This is a genomic window from Sinorhizobium sp. CCBAU 05631 (genome assembly GCF_002288505.1).
Classification (GTDB): domain Bacteria; phylum Pseudomonadota; class Alphaproteobacteria; order Rhizobiales; family Rhizobiaceae; genus Sinorhizobium; species Sinorhizobium fredii_C.
In genome coordinates this window covers 1,567,951-1,584,359 of record NZ_CP023063.1, presented here as the reverse complement: position 1 = coordinate 1,584,359, position 16,409 = coordinate 1,567,951, and the positions used below count along the sequence as shown (strand labels likewise).

Below are 16,409 nucleotides of genomic sequence, written 5' to 3'. Positions count from 1 at the left end.
TCCTTGCCCGAACGGGTTTTTGTTTGAGCGCAATCAACGCGCGGCCCGGAATGCGGCGAAATCTTCGATCAACGAAGATTGGAGATCGAGGTCATGAGCATTCGCAACCTTCATCACGCCATCGATCCGAAGTCGGCTGTTATTATCGGTGCCTCAAATCGCGCCGGATCGCTTGGCCGGGTGATCATCGAAAACGTGCTCGCGGCCGGATTTGAGGGAGAAATCTGGCCGGTAAATCCGAAATATGACCAGGTGGCGGGCCTTTACTGCTATCGCCGAGTAGCGGATGTTCCAAGTGTTCCCGATCTCGCGGTTATCGTCACGCCGCCGAAAACCGTTCCGGCCCTGATCCATGAGCTGGGCGTGAAGGGAACGCGCGCTGCCGTGGTTATCACGGCGGGTCTCAACGCTGATCAAGGCTTGAGACAAGCGATGCTCGATGCCGCGAAACCATTTCTCCTTCGCATCATCGGCCCCAACACGGTGGGTCTCATCGTCCCGTCCGCGAAGCTGAATGCGAGCTTCGCGCATTTGCAGGCACAGCCAGGCGGAATCGCATTGCTTTCCCAATCCGGGGCGATCGCGACTTCGCTGATCGACTGGGCAGCCGACAACGATGTCGGGTTCTCCAAGATCGTTTCCCTCGGCGACATGGCCGATGCAGACGCCGGCGATTTCCTCGATTTGCTAGCTGGTGATCCCGAGACGCATGCGATCGTCATGTATCTCGAGGCTATCTCCAATCCCCGGAAATTCCTGTCGGCAGCACGGGCCGCGGCTCGGGTAAAGCCGGTCGTCGCCATTAAGGCGGGCCGTCACGCCGAGGCGGCCAAAGCGGCCGCCTCACATACAGGTGCGCTTTCAGGAGCCGATCGCGTCGTCGACGCGGCTTTGCGTCGTGCCGGCATCTTGAGAATTGAAGGCCTCGGCGAACTGTTCAATGCGACGGAAACCATCGCGCGCTTTCCCCCTCTTGAGCGCAGCCGTGTCGCAATCGTCACCAATGGCGGCGGTGCCGGCGTTCTCGCCGTGGATCGGCTGATCGACTTCGGGTGCGCGCTCGCGGATCTTTCTCCGGAGACTGTCGGCACCCTCGATCGAATTCTTCCCGCCAATTGGTCGCGCGCCAATCCCGTCGATATTATCGGTGATGCACCGCCCTACCGTTACGAGACGGCCGTTGAGACCATCGCTCGGGATGTGGGAGTGGATATCCTGATCGTCATGAATTGCCCAACGGGTCTTGCGTCCCCCGTTGATGCGGCTCATGCGATCGCTTCCCTTGCGCAGTCCGGGACAATTTCCGGCAAACCCGTTCTCACATGCTGGCTGGGCGGTCGCACCGCTCGTGAGGGTCGCACTGTGCTGCAGCAGGCGGGATTGGCGAGCTACGATACGCCGTCTGACGTCGCATTAGCGGCTTCTTACCTCGCCAAATGGTCGAAAGCGCAGCAGGCGTTGGTCAGGGTGCCAGAGGGCCGAGACGACGAAGTGCATTGCAACCGCGATCTGGCGCGATCAGTTCTCCAGAGGGTGGCGTCCGAAGGTCGCCGAATGCTGAACGAACCCGAAGCCAAGGCCGTGATCGCAGCCTATGGTATCCCCGTCCCTCAAACGATGATTGCAACGTCGCCGAAGGAGGCGGAAGCAATCGCCGGCTTGCTTCTTGCGGGCGCGCCGAAGCTAGTGGTCAAATTGATCTCGAAGTCGATCACGCACAAATCCGATGTAGGCGGTGTCGTCCTTGACATCCTGTCCCCCGTCGCCGCCCGCGAAGCTGCCGAGGCGATCGCTGCGCGGCTCAAGGCGCATGACCCGACTGCCGTTGTAGACGGTTTTGCCGTGCAGCCGATGATCGAACGCAAACATGCGTGGGAACTGCTCCTGGGCCTCACCCGAGATCCGATCTTCGGTCCGGTCGTTGTATTCGGCTCGGGAGGTGTTTCCGTGGAAGTGGTCGCAGACACTGCGGTCGCGCTTCCGCCGCTCGACGCTGCGCTTACCGGCGACCTCATCGACCAGACCCGGATAGGAAAGCTCCTCGCCGGTTTCCGTAACGAGCCGCCAGCAGACAGAGCAGCGATCTGCAAAGCGCTCGCGGCTCTCTCCCAGATGATTGTCGATTTTCCATGCGTGCTTTCGATGGATATTAACCCGCTGGTCGTCAGCGCAGAGGGCATGATTGCGCTCGACGTGCGCATCGAAATCGACCCGCAGGCTGTCGCATGTCCGGGCCCCAATCGCGACCTCGCGATCCGCCCATATCCGAGCGATTGGCAAAAGCAGGTCACGCTTGCTGAGCGGATTTATCATCTGCGCCCGATCAGACCCGCAGACGCGGCACTGTATCCGGATTTTTTGGCAAAGACGTCTTCGGATGACATCCGATTTCGTTTCTTGTCGTCGCGCAAGCACTTTCAGGATCAGATGTTGGTGAGGCTCACGCAGATCGATTACGAGCGCGAGATGGCCTTCGTCGCTCTCGATAATAAAAGCGGCGAGCTTGCCGGAATTGCCAGGCTTTACGCTGACCCTGATCACGAGGCCGCCGAATATGGCTTGCTGGTGAGAACCGACCTGCAGGGGCATGGTCTCGGCTGGGCTCTCCTTTCTCATCTGAGGGACTATGCTGCGGCCGATGGTCTCCAACGCATAGAAGGCCTCGTTCTGAGTGAAAATTCGAAAATGCTGAAAATGTGCAGAGAGTTTGGATTTACGATTTCGCCGAATTCGACCGATTCAACGCTCAGGATCGCGACGCTGACACTGCAGCCTCAGGCGGGAAATTCTTGACCGGCATCAATGCAGCCACCCCCACCCGGCGTAGATTGGCTTTCAGAAAGCAAACCGCTTGGGGAGACCGGAGCAATGACCTACAAGACAGTTCTTCTCGTACTCGATGCAAGCTATGAAGCGGACCTCACAGCGGCGGCAGATCTCTGCGACGCTGCCAATGCTCATCTCTCGGTCTTGCTGGTGAAGGTCGCGGCTCCACCCCGGTTCGGGGACCATGCGGGCCTCTCGGTCGCATGGCTCGACATACAGGCGGCCGAGTTCGAACAGCTCGAAAACGCCGTCGAGGCGGTACGAACGACGCTCAAGGAAGTGGGGTTATCGTTCGACGTCGCCGGCGAATACACCGAGCCTGCACGGGCCGACGACCTGGTCGGAGAGCGGGCACGCTACGCTGATGTTGCATTGATCGGAACCAGCATGGACCCGTCATTGCGGGCGCGCGCCATCGAAGGCGCCCTTTTCTATTCGCCCTGCCCGGTCCTGCTTGCGCCCCGTCGCCAATCGGTAACCTTGCTTCCGAGGAGGATTCTGCTGGCGTGGAACGCCAGTCTCGAATCCAAGAGGGCCGCTCGCGAAGCGCTCGACATGATGAAAAGTGCCGAAGGCGTAAACGTGGTATTGGTCGACCCTGCGGCCTCTCGCTGGAACGGCCATGAACCTGGCGCAGATGTTGCGACTTATCTTGCCCGCCACGGCATTAAGGTGACTGTCGATCGGCTTCCCAGCGCCGAACGTCCGGTCGACGAGGTCCTCAACGAGCATGCAATTGATACCACCGCCGACCTGATCGTAATCGGCGCATATGGACATACACGTCTTCGCCAGATGATTTTCGGCGGTGTCACGAAAGCCATGATCGAGGCCCCGATCGTGCCAGTGTTGCTGGTCCGCTGACATCACTCAGGCCACATTCAAAAACAATGGCGCCGCTTTCTGCGGCGCTCAGTTCGGGTCTGCGATCGCGCCGCACCCGGCCAAATCAAGCACAAGGAAACCCAACACTCGCGCCCCAAGAGCTTCTTGACAACGATCAATGTAGCAGGCGCTGGCGGGAGTAGATTGATTCGTGAAACTGCCACTCAGCTTCGGAGGAGGAAGCGATGACCTACAAAACAATTCTTTTGGTGATCGGCGCCAATGAGCACGAAAATGATCTAACAGCGGCAGCGGATCTCTGCGCGGCCGCCGATGCCCATTTATCAGTTCTTCTGGTCAAGCTCGCCGCACCACCACCGATCGGAGATTATGCGGCCATGTCGGTCGCCTGGCTCGACGAACGGGCCGAGGACATGAGGCAACTGGATGAGGCAGTGGAGAGAGCTCGAGCCACGCTGAAGGGCCTCGGGATCTCATTCGAGGCAAATGGCATCTATTGCGAGACCGCATGGGCCGACAACGATGTGGGCAATCGCGCACGCTATGCCGACATTACATTGATCGGGGCGAGCCTGAAGCCGGATTCTCCGTTGCGAGCGCGAGCCATTGACGGAGCGCTCTTCTATTCGGCGCGACCGGTTCTGCTCGCAACCAATCGCCAATCCGTTACACTGCGTCCAAGAAAGATTCTCCTCGCATGGAACTCGACCATGGAATCCGCGAGAGCGGCCCGCGAAGCATTGGAACTGATGGAGAGCGCCGAGGAGGTGAATGTCGTGGTGGTCGATCCAAGCGCAGCTTCGGCCAAAAACGGCGAAGAACCGGGTGCTGATGTTGCCACCTACCTCGCTCGCCATGGCATCGAAGTCACCGTCGATCGCCTCCCAAGCGCCGGACGCCGTGTCGAGGAGGTTCTCAACCAGCATGCCATTGATACCTCTGCCGATCTGATCGTGATGGGCGCATACGGGCATACACGTCTTCGCGAAAGGATATTCGGCGGCGTTACCAAGGCGATGATTGAAGCACCTATGGTACCGGTGCTGATGGTGCGCTGAACATTCCCTGTTGCATCGAAACAAGGGCGCCGCATAAAGCGACGCCTTTGTTGTTTGCCGTCATGCTTCACCTTCGTGTGCAGCTCGGCCGGTCATGTCTTCGATATCGACACAGAAAAAGACATGCGGCGAAGAGCCTGCGACCGCTTGTGGTGCGGGCTTCAGCCCGCCCGGCTCCCACCAATTTGGTCGCGCCTCGAGAAGCGACCAGGCATGCACGCACTCTCTCTGCCATCGCCCTTCCGACGGCAGCTCCTGATAGCGGCCGAATACAAGGACGCTTTTCCACTGCCGTTCGCCTGAAAACTCATCGACTTGAAGGCATACATGCGGGTTGGCGCGCATCCAGTCGATCTTCTGGCCGGGCATAGAAAAGCAGTAAATGCAGTTGCCCGTAAAAGCATAAGTGATTGGCACGACATACGGCCTGCCTTCGTTACAGCAAGCAAGACGAGCCAGATGACCGGCCTGAATGACGCTGCTGCATTCGTGACGGGACATTTCCTTGATGAACATGATCTCCCCTCCCTTAAGGCGTCGATCTATCGACTGAGGTTAAATCTGCAGGGAACGCCTGTGCCTTGATGTCCCTCAAAGACCGATAGCCGGGAATGGCCAATACTTGAGCCAGTGTTTGCCGGTTTTGAGGAAGGAGACGATCATGAGCGACATTCGCCTGCGCCAGGACATCCTGGATGAGCTCGAATATGAACCCAGCATAGACGCCGCGAACATCGGAGTAACGGTCGAGGACGGCGTTGTCACTTTAACGGGCCATGTTCACAGCTTTGCGGAAAAACACACTGCGGAACGGGTTGCGCAACGGGTGAAGGGCGTGCGCGCAATCGCCGAGGAAATCGAAGTGCGGCTACCGGAGAACAAGAAGACCGCCGATGACGAAATCGCCAGCCGCGTGGTAAAAATTCTCACCTGGGGAGCCGCAATTGCCGAGCTCAAGGACATCCAGGTCAAGGTTGAAAACGGTTACGTGACCCTGGAGGGAACGGTCGATTTCTATTTCCAGCGTAATGCGGCCGAGAGCTTGGTGCGTCGCTTGACGGGCATCACGGGTGTCGACAACCGACTGAAGATTCGTCCCATGATGGATGTGCTCGACATCAGGCATGGCATCAGAGAGGCGCTGAAACGCAACGCTGAGATAGAGGCCGAAAACATCGACGTAGAAGTATCCGGCAGTCATGTCACCTTGCGTGGGAAGGTTCAAAGCCGGCGCGAGAGAGCCGTGGCCGAGCGAGCGGCCTGGTCGGCTCGAGGCGTCACGGCTGTCGAGGATCACTTGAAAATCGAAGAACCCCGAGGCCGGCTCAATACCTGAATGGAGCGCTTCAAATGACCTTCGTGGCACTCCCAGACCTTGCCTCGCGCGGGGGCTCACTGGTCGACGGTACGGGACTTAGCCATGAGGAGGCTCGTCTCCGGCTTACGCGCTTTGGTTCGAACAGCCTTCCGGAACCGCAAGCCTCCTCGCTGGCGATTACTTTCCTGCGCCAGTTCCGCAGCCCGCTGATCTACATTCTGCTGGCCGCGGCACTGGTATCTCTCCTATTGAGCGATCTGAAAGATGCGCTATTCATCAGCATCGTTCTTATCGCGAACGGCATCATCGGGGCTTTGCAGGAGCACACGGCCGGCAAAGCCGCATTGGCGTTGCGCAGATTGGAACAACCGAAGGCGAGCGTCATCCGCGACGGACGCTTGCAGGAAATCGACGCTCGACTGTTGGTGCCGGGCGACGTGGTCGCGCTCGAAGCGGGCGGACGCGTGCCGGCCGATATCCGGCTCCTCACAGCGACCGATCTCGTTTGCGACGAATCCCTCCTGACGGGAGAATCAGCACCGGTTCACAAGCCCAGCTCGATTGTGGAGGCTGCCCCCGGAAAGGACGGGCGCTCCATGGCCTTTGCGGGCACGCTCGTCACGCGCGGCCGCGGACAGGGTGTGGTCGCGGCGACTGGAGCAGCAACCGAGATCGGCAAGATTGCCACCGAGATCGGCAAGGCGTCCGTCACCAAGCCCCCCTTGATGATCAGGCTGGAACGCTTCTCCAAATTCATCGCCTGGATCGTCGCGGTTGCGATCGCTCTTCTCGTCGTTGTGGGGATTGCCCGCGCGATGACGCCGAGCGAGCTCTTCATGATGTCCGTTGGCCTCGCGGTGAGCGCGATCCCTGAAGGCCTGCCGATTGCGATCTCGGTCGCGCTGGCAATCAGCATGCGGCGTATGGCGAAAGCACACGTCATCGTGCGCCGAATGCCGGCGGTGGAAGCTCTCGGCTCCTGCACGATGATTGCCACCGACAAGACCGGCACATTGACGCTCAACGAACTGACCGTGACGGATATCCGCTTGCCGGACGGCACCGAGATTGTCTGCGATACGGGCGCTGACCTGGACGCCTGCACGATTCGGGGCGATGGAACCCCTCCGGCGGAGGCACGGGAACGTGCCCTTGCCTTGTTCAAGGCCGCGTCGCTGCCCAACGAAGGATCGCTGGTCAAGGAAGCGCATGGCTGGACCGCCGTCGGCGATACGGTCGACATTGCATTGCTCGCAGCCGCCCACAAGGCGGGCTTGCCGCGGGAGGCTATCGAGAACGACTATCCGCTTGTCGCCCGAATCCCCTACGAGCCGGACCTCAAATACGCGGCCTCGTTTCACCGCCACGGCGACAGCGTTCGCATCTTCGTCAAGGGCGCCGCGGAAACCCTGATCGACATGGCCGACCGCATGGACGTGGCCGGTCGCGCCGAGCCGATCGATCGGGATATCCTCCTCCATCAGAAGGAAGAGATGGCCGCGCGTGGGCTACGAGTCCTTGCCTTTGCGGAGGGCGAGACGGCAATCGAAACAGATGGCGGCTTTGGGCGGCATCTCCTGGTCGACCTCGTCTTTCTGGGGCTTGCAGGAATGCAGGATCCGGTACGCCCTGAGGTGCCGCAAGCCATCCGCGATTGCCACTCCGCAGGCGTGGACGTGGCAATGGTCACCGGCGACGATCCCAGGACCGCGGCGGCAATTGCCTCCCATGCCGGGCTGATCTTCGCCGAAGATCAGGTGGTCATCGGCGAAGACGTGCGCAGGGCCGAGGTAAATGGGCAGGAAAGTCTCGACGCGTTGACCCGCCATGGCCGCATCTATGCGCGCGTTGCCCCGTCACAAAAGCTGGCGATCGTCCTGTCGCTCGCCCGCAACGGCCACTTCGTCGCCGTCACAGGTGACGGCGTCAATGACGCGCCGGCGCTGAAGCACGCGCATATCGGCGTGGCGATGGGGCGCAAGGGCACGGAGGTGGCGAAGGAGAGCGCCGACATCGTCATCACCGATGACAACTTCGCGTCGATCGTCAGCGGCATCCGCGAGGGCCGGGTCGCCTACGCGAATATCCGCAAGGTCATCTTCATGCTGATGTCGACGGGGGCCGCAGAATTGCTGCTGTTCCTGCTGGCAATCCCACTCGGCTTGCCGATGCCCCTTCTTCCCGTGCAGTTGCTTTGGCTCAACCTCGTGACCAATGGCGTTCAGGACATTGCCCTTGCCGGCGAGAGTCCGGAAGGCGACGAACTTAGCCGCGCGCCACGCAGACCGTCCGAACCGATCTTCGACCGGCTCATGATCCGGCGCATATGGCAGTCCACGCTCGTCATGGGAGCCGGAGGCTTCGCGATGTTCTACGCCCTCCTCGAGCAGGGCTATGGCGAGAGCGAAGCCCGCAATCTGCTGCTGGTGTTGTTCGTGCTGTTCGAGAACTTCCAGACGCTGGCGAGCCGCTCCGAGCGCAAATCCGTCATCCAGCTCGGCTTTCTTGCCAACCCGCTTCTGCTACTCTCCATTGCAGCGGCTCAGGGCCTCCACATCGCTTCCATGTACATTCCGATCCTGAGGGAGACGCTACAAGTTTCCCCGATCTCGTTTTCCGACTGGGCGCTTCTGCTCGTTGCAGCGTCTTCCGCCCTCCTGGTCGTGGAAATCGACAAATGGCGGGTCCGCAGCAAGCCGGTCGACCTTCGCGCACTGTGACTTCAGCACCGTCGTGGATCACGGCTATGCTTCAGGATATCCGCGACGACATCGTTCGCGGAGCGATCGACATCCATTCGGTGCCAATCGATGCCCCCGAGATCATAAGTTAGTTGCCGCGAGAGGACATTCAGATCCGCATCGGAAGGTCCTACCGTCCTTTCGGCAACACGGCCGCGAAGAATCGACGGGCTCGCGTCCAGCCAGAAGGCCGCATATGGCACATGCGCCTCGCGCGCAGCCGCCTCGATGCGCTGACGGTTGATACACTTGTCGAAGACGGCTGCCGCGACTACGGATCCTCCCGCACGCAATATCGAAAATGTGCGGCGGGCCATCTCGTCGTAGACCTTCTGCGAAATCTCCGAACGATAGGCTTCCGCCGGCAGCCGCGTTTCGGCTGCCACGCCGTACAACTCCTTGCGGACGCGATCGCTTTCAATGATCCTGGCGCCCGGAGGCGAACCGAACTGTGCAGCCAGGATTTCCGACACCGTCGTTTTGCCGGAACCACTCAATCCGCCAATCACGATCAAGCGGGGTGGCCTCGTTTCAAGCAGGGATAGCGCCAGGTCGAAATAGGATCGAGCCTCGGCGGCGAGCGCCTCCGACCGCTGGCCACTCTCTTCGATCTGGGTGGCTGTGACGTGCGCCCTCACGGCAGCGCGGATCGCCATGAAATAAGGCAGTAGAACAAAGCCATCCTCGTCGCCCGCTTCGTCCAGATACCGGTTCATGACCAGGTTGGCAAACTGCGGAAAGCCGCGATGCCAAAGATCCATGAGCAGGAACGCGAGATCATAGAGCGTATCGATGGTTGCAATCTGGTCGTTGAACTCGATGCAGTCGAACAGCCGAGGTTCACCTTGCAACAGGCAGATGTTGCGCAGATGCAGGTCACCGTGGCATCGCCTGACCTTGCCCGCGACTTCACGCGCATCGAGCAGCCGTGCATAGGCCGCCAGGTTACGCTCGAAAGCGCGTTCGAACTCGGCAAGCTCGACGGGGTCGAAGAGCCTGCTCGTGGCAAAACCGGCCGCATTGACACGCAGCACGGCGGCGATGTTCTCGGAGCCGGATCCCTGATGAACGACTTGGGCGTCCCCGTGAAAGCGGGCGATCATATGTGCTGTCCGCTCCATCAGTTCGGCATCGAGCTTGCCTCCAACGGCCATGCGATCGAACAACGCATCCTGGTCGAACCGGATCATTTCGATGACCGCATCGACAAGCTCTTCGCCCCGATCATAAGCAAGGCGGCCGTCGCGGCCGCGCATGATCCGTCGTACGCCGACGTAGAGGCCCGGTGCAGTGGCGCTGTTCAGCGCCACCTCCTTCTCACAAGCGGCGAGCCTCAGTTCCGCCGTCGAGAAATCTACATAGGGCAGCTTCACCGCTCGCTTGATCTTGTAAGCGCGATCGCCGGAAAGGAAGATCCAAGAGATGTGTGTCTCGATGATCTCGACCTTATCCGCGCCACGCGCGTGAGGCGCGCTTAGAAAGGCGACGACCTCCGCCTGATCCTGGGCAATCATAAAATGCCTTTCCGTCCGGCTGGGACTATCTCGTCGATCCAAATCACGAAGGGCAAACTCTCGTGCGCAACAGAACGAAATGATGATCAACGCTACAAGCATGCGCCTCATTGATCAGTGTCAAGGAACCATGAAGCGATGGCGGTAAGCAAAAGCCACCAGACCGATTGACGCTCGCCAATGAGCTGCGGCGGTGTTGTGCGACGTCGCGAATAGCGCCGCGGCGCGTACCGTCCGCATCGAAGCTGGAAACACCCACTCACGGCAACGGCAGCGATGAAAACTAGGCACTCATTTAGCGGACAATGAGGAAATAAACCGCGATTCCGGTCCCTGCGGCGAGAAGCGACACAACGGCGAGCGACGCCCAATAGCGTATTGTTCCGGACGCCATCGCCACCAACACCCGTCCGCCTGCGTTTGCGAGTACCGCGCTGAGCACTGCGGCTCCGACGATCTGCAGCGATGCGGCTCCGCCTCCAGCGCGAAGCGCCGTCAGTATCGCCACATCGACGTCGAATGCCCCCGACGCCGCCGAGATGCCGACCAAGCCGTCGTCGCCCATACCGGTCATCAAGGCTGCGCCGGTCGTCGCGGTCAGGGCAAACAGGCCGGCAAAAAGAAGAAGCGAAAGGAGCTCAAACGGATTCCGCGGCTTTATCGGTTCTTCCCCGTGAGGTGCGGTTCTTGCCATTAAAGCGGCACCACCCGCGGCGAAGATCGACGCAGCGGCAATGATCGGCAGGGCGACCACGGGGAAGACCTGCGGGGAAACGAGAAGGACGACTGCCAGCACTCGTAACAGCGAGACGACGGCGGCGATGCTTGCCGCTCCCGCCAACGGCCCCGGCTCCTCGCCCGAGCGTGCCTTCTGCCCAAAACTGGCCGTCACGGCAGTCGATGAAACGACTGCGCCCACCAGTCCGCCCACCACCAATCCTCTTGACGAGCCAAGCAGCCGAACCGCGACGTAGCCGACAAATGAAATGGTGGCGCTCAGAACCGTGAAGAACCAGATTTCACGTGGATTGAACCCGCCCCATGGGTCAAGGGCATGGTTTGGAAGAAGAGGCAGGCCGATGGCGGTCATCGCCGCCAGCACGAGAGCCGAACGCAGTTCGATCCATGACAGCTTCTTGAGGAGATTGTGCGTTAGCTCGCGGCTGGCGAGCATGCCAGCGAGTGCAGCCGCGCCCGCCGCCGCCACCCTGTAGTCGCCACCCACCGCCAATCCGCCGAGCGCAAAAACCGCCAATCCGGCAATGACGCCGGTAACGCTGAAATCCTCATCGTGCCGCGCTTCGCGCAGCTTGAACCAGGTGAAACTCAGCGCGAAGCTCATGAACCCTGCGGCAAAGATAAGGTCGCTCCGCTGTGCATCGGACAGTGCCGCCAAGATCCCTCCAAGCAGACCCGAAATACCGTAGGTGCGGATGCCTGCCGTTCGGCTGCCTTCCGGCGCTTCCCTTTCCCGCCATCCACGCTCAAGTCCCACGAGCAGGCCTATGGCAAGGGCGAGCCCTAGACGGAGAATAAGAGGTTCCATTCGCTTCCGGCTTCTCCCCGTGCAACGTGTTGACATCGGCGTTCCGTGGAGCCCAAGTCGTGAGCCACCAACTCCGGTGAGCCAGGCCGGAAAGCATATCCGATTTGGAGCGCCGCGCAGCAAACGGCTCTCAACCGCGTCACTTGCGCAAAGCCATTAACGAAGTTGAACGAACCTGCTTTGCCAATGCCGGGGAATTCGGATCGCGACTGCAGTCAAAGCCAGGGCAGTAGCAACCGGTAGCCATAATGCCAGGTCCCCTATTCCTTGCACGAGGACCGCCCCTAAAAGTGCTCCTGCCATCATGCCGAGCCACGGCACGATTTGTATGATCCAATGCGCGTCGCGGATTCCCATCGCCCAGCGCCCCAAACCTCGTCCGAAGCGTGACAGTGCCCCGGTAACATATGTCAAGCCAACCGGCAGCCCTTCGATCTGCTCGACAGAGGCGTTGATCGCGCCCATCGCAAGGATAAGCAACAGGAACCGGAGTTCTCGTTGTTCATCTAACAGGGCTGCGCATACCAGCAAAACGGATACAAATAGCAAAACAGCTTGTGGCCTGAACCTCATCGCAACCATTACACCCGCGGCGTTCCCAATCACGAAGGTGATCAGGCCGCCGATCAGAAGCGCTCCCCGAGCGACGTCGCCCTGCGCAAGAGCGACGGATGCTCGAGTCGTGTTGCCGCTCATGAAGGACACAAAATCTCCGAGGGACATGAGTCCTATCGCATCGGTCATACCCGCAAGGAACGATATTCCGGCGACAAGCGCCAAACCAACAGAACTCCTCTGACGCCTAATGATGCGCCGCCGCCGCTGTACCGTCATTTGTGATGATCCAAGTGAAACCCCGCCAAGGAAAGCAAACGCGACCCCGTGTTGCAAGCTCGCGATCGTCGCAGAACGGCGCCGCCATTCACATGGCACTGTATCGTTTGCATGGGCAGGGCCTTTGCGCGGGATCAAGGCAACGATCCTGTTATCCAGTATTCTTCACGAGATCTGTCGGAGAGCACCTTGACCAAGAGCCGAGTCGTCGAGCCGTTTTGGCAAGGAGGAGAGCTGGGCAAGCGCCTTCTCCTGGCCCTCATCGCTGTAGCCTTGCTCGCCGGCACAGCCGCCTGGCTGGCGGACCGGCTCGACCTCAGCGCCGCGTCCTGGGCTGCCGGAACCGCGATCATCCTGGCGAGCCTTCTTATCGAGGTCGCGATCAGTCTCGGAAGGAAGGAATTCGGGCTGGACCTCATCGCGGCGCTTGCGATGGGCGGCGCCCTTCTTCTCGGCGAATACCTGACCGGCAGCATCGTCGCACTGATGTATACGGGCGGACAGGCGCTCGAGGATTTCGCTCAAAGGCGCGCACGCCGGGAACTGACGGCGCTGCTCAGTCGGGTACCACGCACCGCCGCTCGTTACGCAGATGGGCAGTTGCAGGAGGTTTCCATCGAAGAACTGAATCCTGGCAACCGAATCCTGATACGCCGTGGCGAGGTGGTGCCCGTCGACGGAAATGTGCTGGATGGAATCGCAGTGCTGGACGAGTCGGCCCTAACGGGCGAAGCCCTGCCGGTCCGCCGCCGCTCCGGCGAGCCCGTGACGAGCGGCACGACGAACGCCGGCGATGCGTTCGAAATGCTCGCCGCAAGTTCGGCGAGCGACAGCACCTATGCTGCGATCGCCAGGCTGGTGGAGGCGGCGAAGGCCGCGAAGGCGCCGATGGTCCGTCTTGCCGACCGCTACGCGGTGGCGTTCCTCGCGGTCACGCTGCTCCTCGCCAGCGCCGCCTGGGCCATGAGCGGGGAATCGGTCCGCGCGCTCGCCGTGCTGGTCATTGCGACACCGTGCCCGCTCATTCTCGCGGTCCCGGTAGCGATCATCTCCGGCGTCTCCCGCTGCGCCGGCAAAGGCGTGCTCGTGAAGGGCGGAGGTGCGCTAGAGATGCTTGCGCGCATGAAGACTGTAATCCTCGACAAGACCGGAACCATCACCGATGGCCGAGCCCGCCTTATTGAGGTCAAGTCCCGCGTGGATCTCGACCCTCTGGAAGTGCTGCGTCTCGCGGCATCGCTAGATCAGGGCTCACACCATGTGATCGCCCGTGCGCTGGTCGCAGCCGCCCGCGAGCGGGAACTGAAACTTGTCGCACCGTTGGGATCCCTTGAAGTGGCAGGTTCCGGCATGACCGGCAACATAGATGGTCACGAAATCGCAGTGGGCGGCTGGGATTTCGTCAGCGCCAGGATTGAGGAGACCGCCTTCTCGCGAGAGATCCGGGAGTGGATCCGGAGGGATGGCACCGTCTCGGTTCTCGCCGCGAAGGACGGAATTCTGGCGGGGGCGTTTCTGCTGGCAGACGAGGTCAGGCCGGAGGCCGGCAGCGTGCTGAGGCGATTGCGCGACGCCGGCGTCGACCGGATCGTGCTTGCGACCGGGGATCGCACCGAGCTGGCGGAAAGCCTTCAGCCCTTCCTGGGACTGGACAGCGTTGTCGCCGAACTGAAGCCGGAGGACAAGACTCAGATTGTGGAAGCGGAAAGATCGGCAGGACCGGTCATGATGGTCGGCGATGGCGTCAACGACGCGCCGGCTCTCGCAGCCGCCGACGTCGGGGTAGCCATGGGCGCGCGCGGGGCGGCTGCCTCCTCGGAAGCGGCGGACGTCGTGATCCTGGTGGACAGGCTCGATCGGCTCGTCAGCGCCATCCGCATCGCGCACCGGTCACGCAGCATAGCCCTCCAGAGCGTCTCTATGGGGATGGGCCTGTCCGTTGCCGGCATGTTTGCGGCTGCCTTCGGCTACCTGACACCGATTCAGGGCGCACTGCTGCAGGAAGCAATCGACGTCGTCGCCATCTTGAATGCGCTGCGCGCCCTAGGCGACCCCCTGTCCCGCTGGAGGAAAACAACACGTTTGGCGCACGCGGAGCTCCTGAAGCTCGAAGCCGAGCATAGTGCCCTGATGGACGTCGTGGACGAGATACGCCATACGAGCGCGCGCGTCCAGCAGCTCCCGGAAGAGGAAGTGCGGAATCAGCTTGCACATTTGGACACCCTGCTGCGACAGCGCCTTCTTCCGCACGAGCGCCAGGATGACGAGGAACTCTATCCCAGGCTGCGCAGGCAGGCGGGCGCTCCGGATGCTCTTGCCGGCATGAGCAGAACGCACATGGAGATCCAGCGTCAGGTCCACAGCCTCACTTCGCTTCGACAAGCCCTTAGCGAACATGGGCCGAGCCCGACACAGCGCTACGAGATCCAACGCCTGCTGCACGGTCTGGAAGCTATCACTCGCCTCCACTTTGCGCAGGAAGTGGAAATCTATCGATCGCTCGAGGACGAGTAATCCAAAACGAATAGACGGATCGACCCGATGCCGAGCATCTCATCGACCCATTTGAGGCAGATCAAAGTCCTCGCGGCTCAACCCGACTAGGATGCCCTGCAAGATTGAAGTTCCGGGATGGCGGCCATGGGTCGGATCGGATGGACATTATCAGCGGTCTTTATCGCTATCGCGGTCGCGGGTGGGATGGTTTTCCTGTCCTACAGCAATGACATCGATCGCGCGCGCTCCGCGGTCGACACTGGCGCGCGAATTGCCAATACGGCTGCGGGTCCCATCGAATATGCCGAGAGAGGCGTCGGCATCCCGCTCCTGTCCATTCACGGCGCAGGTGGTGGATGGGATCAGGGCCTGATCAACGTTGCCGATCTCGTCGGAAGTGGCTTTCGGGTGATCGCCCCATCTCGCTTCGGGTATCTGGGAACGCCGATTCCTGCCGATGCTTCGCCGGCCACCCAGGCTGATGCGCATGTGGCGCTGCTCTCCGAGCTTGAGATCGACGAGGCGGTAGTCGTAGGTGTTTCGGCTGGGGCACGCTCGGCGATCGAGCTGGCGCTTCGCCATCCGGATAGGGTGTCAGCTCTTATTCTGATCGTCCCTGGAACTTACGCGCCCGAGAGCCCAGTGATGGTCGAGGGGAGTCGTGGCAGCGCGTTTGTCTTCTGGCTGGTCAATACCGGCGTCGATTTCGCCTGGTGGGCGACCGAAAAGATCGCTCCGTCGGTTCTCATCCGATTCCTCGGCGTGCCGCCCGAGGTCGTTGAAGCGGCCGCGGCGCAGGACCGAAATCGGGTGATGGCCATTATCCGCAGCGTCGAACCGCTTTCGCGACGCTTCCCCGGCATAAACATTGACAGTGCGCCCGATCTCCACCGCCTGCCCCTCGAGAAGATCGCCGCTCCCACCCTGGTCGTTTCGGCCGAGGACGATCTGTTTAATACGCTCCCCGCAGCCAAATTCGCGGCCACCAGCATTCCGGGCGCGAAGTTGGTCGTCTACGACACCGGCGGCCATCTGCTCGTTGGGCGTGGGGAGAAGGTCAAGAAGGCCGTGAGCGATTTCCTTGCTCGGACTGGCACAATGCAGCCCGCCGGATCCGGTGCCGGCACCTCTGTTCGGCCAAAGGCGCCCGCACCCGCGGTCTCGTCAACCCGGTCATGAGAGAGACAGCTAACCGGCATTCAAATAGCATGCGTCGTGATTTTGCGGAGC

Annotated in this window: 11 protein-coding genes; 7 read left to right on the top strand and 4 right to left on the bottom strand. The window is 61.0% G+C overall.

Annotation, left to right across the window (positions count from 1 at the left end):
• The first annotated feature begins 93 nt into the window (after window positions 1–93).
• The 3 genes from SS05631_RS07910 to SS05631_RS07900 all read left to right on the top strand — a co-directional run bounded on the left by SS05631_RS07910 (window position 94) and on the right by SS05631_RS07900 (window position 4,730).
• Entirely contained in the window at window positions 94–2,793 is a 2,700-nt protein-coding gene (locus SS05631_RS07910; protein ID WP_037425041.1) for a bifunctional acetate--CoA ligase family protein/GNAT family N-acetyltransferase, read from the top strand.
• A gap of 75 nt (window positions 2,794–2,868) precedes the next feature.
• Complete coding sequence (locus SS05631_RS07905; RefSeq protein WP_037397542.1) at window positions 2,869–3,690, top strand: universal stress protein; 822 nt, start codon at window positions 2,869–2,871, stop codon at window positions 3,688–3,690.
• Between the two features lie 206 nt (window positions 3,691–3,896).
• Complete coding sequence (locus SS05631_RS07900) at window positions 3,897–4,730, top strand: universal stress protein (RefSeq protein ID WP_037397539.1); 834 nt, start codon at window positions 3,897–3,899, stop codon at window positions 4,728–4,730.
• Window positions 4,731–4,790: 60 nt separating this feature from the next.
• On the opposite strand, the gene SS05631_RS07895 is transcribed toward SS05631_RS07900, so the two are convergent.
• Complete coding sequence (locus SS05631_RS07895) at window positions 4,791–5,246, bottom strand: pyridoxamine 5'-phosphate oxidase family protein (protein WP_037397536.1); 456 nt, start codon at window positions 5,244–5,246, stop codon at window positions 4,791–4,793.
• 145 nt (window positions 5,247–5,391) lie between these two features.
• Between SS05631_RS07895 and SS05631_RS07890 the strand changes: the two genes are divergently transcribed.
• Window positions 5,392–6,066, top strand: coding sequence for a BON domain-containing protein (locus SS05631_RS07890; RefSeq protein ID WP_037397534.1), 675 nt, complete (start codon window positions 5,392–5,394; stop codon window positions 6,064–6,066).
• A gap of 14 nt (window positions 6,067–6,080) precedes the next feature.
• Window positions 6,081–8,768 carry an HAD-IC family P-type ATPase gene (locus SS05631_RS07885; protein ID WP_037397532.1) on the top strand — a complete coding sequence of 896 codons (2,688 nt, stop codon included), beginning with the start codon at window positions 6,081–6,083 and terminating at the stop codon, window positions 8,766–8,768.
• Between the two features lie 2 nt (window positions 8,769–8,770).
• On the opposite strand, the gene SS05631_RS07880 is transcribed toward SS05631_RS07885, so the two are convergent.
• From SS05631_RS07880 to SS05631_RS07870, 3 genes are all read right to left on the bottom strand, one after another.
• Window positions 8,771–10,303: a bifunctional aminoglycoside phosphotransferase/ATP-binding protein gene (locus SS05631_RS07880; RefSeq protein ID WP_037397529.1), complete on the bottom strand. Its 1,533-nt coding sequence runs from the start codon at window positions 10,301–10,303 to the stop codon at window positions 8,771–8,773.
• A gap of 295 nt (window positions 10,304–10,598) precedes the next feature.
• Window positions 10,599–11,849: an MgtC/SapB family protein gene (locus SS05631_RS07875; protein WP_037397527.1), complete on the bottom strand. Its 1,251-nt coding sequence runs from the start codon at window positions 11,847–11,849 to the stop codon at window positions 10,599–10,601.
• A 156-nt stretch (window positions 11,850–12,005) separates the two neighbouring features.
• On the bottom strand, window positions 12,006–12,683 hold the full coding sequence (locus SS05631_RS07870) for a YoaK family protein (RefSeq protein ID WP_037397524.1): 678 nt from the start codon (window positions 12,681–12,683) through the stop codon (window positions 12,006–12,008).
• Window positions 12,684–12,872: 189 nt separating this feature from the next.
• Here SS05631_RS07870 and SS05631_RS07865 point away from each other — a divergent pair, with 189 nt between their 5' ends.
• A complete protein-coding gene (locus SS05631_RS07865; RefSeq protein ID WP_172900174.1) occupies window positions 12,873–15,197 on the top strand; it encodes a heavy metal translocating P-type ATPase in 2,325 nt (774 codons plus the stop codon).
• A 117-nt stretch (window positions 15,198–15,314) separates the two neighbouring features.
• Window positions 15,315–16,358, top strand: a complete 1,044-nt coding sequence (locus SS05631_RS07860; RefSeq protein WP_037393054.1) for an alpha/beta hydrolase — start codon at window positions 15,315–15,317, stop codon at window positions 16,356–16,358.
• Window positions 16,359–16,409 lie beyond the last annotated feature (51 nt).

Bases quoted from the DNA above. Each gene is read 5' to 3' on its own strand.
- SS05631_RS07910 (WP_037425041.1), top strand. From the start codon at position 94: ATGAGCATTCGCAACCTTCATCACGCCATCGATCCGAAGTCGGCTGTT.
- SS05631_RS07905 (WP_037397542.1), top strand. From the start codon at position 2,869: ATGACCTACAAGACAGTTCTTCTCGTACTCGATGCAAGCTATGAAGCG.
- SS05631_RS07900 (WP_037397539.1), top strand. From the start codon at position 3,897: ATGACCTACAAAACAATTCTTTTGGTGATCGGCGCCAATGAGCACGAA.
- SS05631_RS07895 (WP_037397536.1), bottom strand. From the start codon at position 5,246: ATGTTCATCAAGGAAATGTCCCGTCACGAATGCAGCAGCGTCATTCAG.
- SS05631_RS07890 (WP_037397534.1), top strand. From the start codon at position 5,392: ATGAGCGACATTCGCCTGCGCCAGGACATCCTGGATGAGCTCGAATAT.
- SS05631_RS07885 (WP_037397532.1), top strand. From the start codon at position 6,081: ATGACCTTCGTGGCACTCCCAGACCTTGCCTCGCGCGGGGGCTCACTG.
- SS05631_RS07880 (WP_037397529.1), bottom strand. From the start codon at position 10,303: ATGATTGCCCAGGATCAGGCGGAGGTCGTCGCCTTTCTAAGCGCGCCT.
- SS05631_RS07875 (WP_037397527.1), bottom strand. From the start codon at position 11,849: ATGGAACCTCTTATTCTCCGTCTAGGGCTCGCCCTTGCCATAGGCCTG.
- SS05631_RS07870 (WP_037397524.1), bottom strand. From the start codon at position 12,683: ATGACGGTACAGCGGCGGCGGCGCATCATTAGGCGTCAGAGGAGTTCT.
- SS05631_RS07860 (WP_037393054.1), top strand. From the start codon at position 15,315: ATGGCGGCCATGGGTCGGATCGGATGGACATTATCAGCGGTCTTTATC.